This is a genomic window from Protofrankia sp. CiP1_Cm_nod3 (assembly GCF_982290655.1).
On sequence record NZ_CEVIVD010000103.1, the window covers coordinates 5,363 to 7,537 of the forward strand.

Below are 2,175 nucleotides of genomic sequence, written 5' to 3' on the forward strand. Positions count from 1 at the left end.
GTAGCCCTGACGAGGGCCGTAACCAAGCACGGCGCACTGGGCCAAGGTGCCAGGATGCCACCGAAGCTGGGACTACAGGGCGCGTGGCTGCCGATCTCACGGAAGCCGGTGGCGCCCGCAAACGTGGCGATGACCGTGACGGCGAGCACGAAACGCAGCTCGTAGATCTTCCCGCGCGGTTTCCGGAAATCCGCTACCTGGCCCAGCGCGGAAAGAATGCTGCCGACGTCTTCCTCGTCGGCTGGCGCCGGCGTTCTCGACGGGGCGGCGGCGGTCTGGCATGGCAGCTTCGGGGCACTGAACTGGCTTCCCGACATCAGCCGCTGGGCGTCGGTGGTCGCTGAACTACTGGCTCCCGCTGGGTGCCTGTACCTCGCGGAGTTCCATCCCTTCAGCTTCGTCCTCGACGACGAGACCGGAGGCACGGTCACGCACGACTACTTCGATGAAGGTCCGGAAGCCTCGGGAGGCCCCGGCACCTACGCCGACGAGGCGGCAATGACCGAGCACAACGAGACCGTCGAGTGGCGGCACAGTCTGTCGACCGTTGTCTCGGCGATCGCCGGGGCTGGGCTACGGATCCAGTTCCTCCACGAACACGACCACACCTTCTACCTCCAACGCCAGTCACTTGAGCGCCACGACGGCGACATCTACCGGCATCCTGAGGGCGCTCCGCGCATCTCCCTCACCTATTCGATCCGCGCCGAGAAGGCTTGCTGAAGCCACACCACGCGTCGCCCCACCCTGTCGGGCGCCGCTGCTCCGCGCCCCACCGCGCCCACCGACCGGCCCGAAAAGGTGGGAAATCGTTCTGCCGCGCGAAAGCTTTGGCTGGTCCGCCCGACCACAGCCCTCGGACTGAAAAGCTCACCGGCCGGGCCAGCCTTCAAACCGGCGCAGCCGAAGATTTCAGCGAGCCTTTCCCGGTAACGAACCGTTGCACTCGGTGATCGATCGTTGTCTGTGACGGTCGGGCGGGAATGTGGAGCCGGTGGACGACCGGTAGATGTCAAGTCAGATGTGACAGTTGGTCGTTGTTCGGTTGGCTTGGAACTGGCTGGTTGATCCACACGGTCTTGGGCAGGCTGGGTGGCCGTGGCCGGCGGGCGAACCGCTCGGGGCGCGCGGCGCGGCCCCAGGCCGCGGCTGCCTGGGCCGGGAGCAGATAAGAGGGGCTACTCGAAGGTGGCGGCGGCTTCGCGGAGGGTGCGGATCAGAGTTTCGGGGTCGTCGGGGGCGGGCGGTCCCGGAATGTAGGTCACCGATTTCAGGCGGCCGGTGTAGCGGAAGCTGCGGTGGCGTTCGTGGACGGGCCAGGAGACCGGGGACCTGCGGTCCACGCCGACGCTGATCCCCTGGAGCGGGGCCATGCCGATGAGCTGGTGCACCTCGGCCAGCAGGCCGGTTTCGGTGCCGTCGACGAGGATCCGCCACTGCCAGCGCAGGCCGGGGATGGCCTGGGCGCGGACGCGGACGGTGCGCCGGCCGGCGGGCAGCGGCCCGGCGTCGGCCTCGTGCAGCACGCCGTACTCGTTGTACGCGAAGCGCAGCCGCCCGTCCTCCACGTACACGCTGTAACCGCCGCCCTGGTCGCCGTGCGAGACCAGGACTCCTTCGTCGCCGGCGGCATGCTCGTCCAGTTCGATGATGATGTCGAAGGAGCGGAAGGTGATGAGCTTGGCGGAGCGGTAGCGCTCCAGCTCGGGGGTGCCGGCCAGCAGGGTCACCGGCCGCCGCAGCCGCTCCTCCGCGGGGTTGCGGATGACCAGCGCGCCACTGCCGTCGGCGAGCGGGAAGACGCCGTTGCGCCAGGCCGCGTTCTCCCAGGCCGCGGCCAGTTCCTTGACCACGTCGGGGTGCGCGGCGGACAGGTCGACGATCTCGGTCGGGTCCCGCGTCACGTCGTAGAGCGCCCATTCGCCGTCGTCGTACGGAGCACCGGGGCGGTGCTGCGTGACCAGCTTCCAGCCGTCCCGGTAGTAGCTGCGGTTGCCGATCATCTCGCAGTACTGCTCGTGGTGGGTGCCGGGCGCGGCCGGATCCGCGAGGACGGCGGCGAAGCTGACCCCGTCGAGCTCCTGGACCGGCTGCCCGCGGCGCCGCGCCGGCCGGGCCACCCCGGCCAGTTCGAGCAGCGTCGGGGTGATGTCGGTGACGTACTGGTACTGGGTA

2 protein-coding genes and 1 pseudogene are annotated in these 2,175 nt (G+C 69.1%); 1 reads left to right on the plus strand and 2 read right to left on the minus strand.

The genetic code is table 11. The features are described 5' to 3' along the window. A partial coding sequence (locus AC5LUJ_RS17590) for a transposase family protein (RefSeq protein WP_493465312.1) occupies positions 1 to 317 on the minus strand: 317 nt, incomplete at its 3' end. A 16-nt stretch (positions 318 to 333) separates the two neighbouring features. Here AC5LUJ_RS17590 and AC5LUJ_RS17595 point away from each other — a divergent pair. Further along, positions 334 to 723 carry a hypothetical protein gene (locus AC5LUJ_RS17595; RefSeq protein WP_493465313.1) on the plus strand — a complete coding sequence of 130 codons (390 nt, stop codon included), beginning with the start codon at positions 334 to 336 and terminating at the stop codon, positions 721 to 723. 455 nt (positions 724 to 1,178) lie between these two features. Here AC5LUJ_RS17595 and AC5LUJ_RS17600 read toward each other — a convergent pair. After that, positions 1,179 to 2,175 (minus strand): annotated as a pseudogene (locus AC5LUJ_RS17600) (arylsulfatase); the annotation flags it as partial.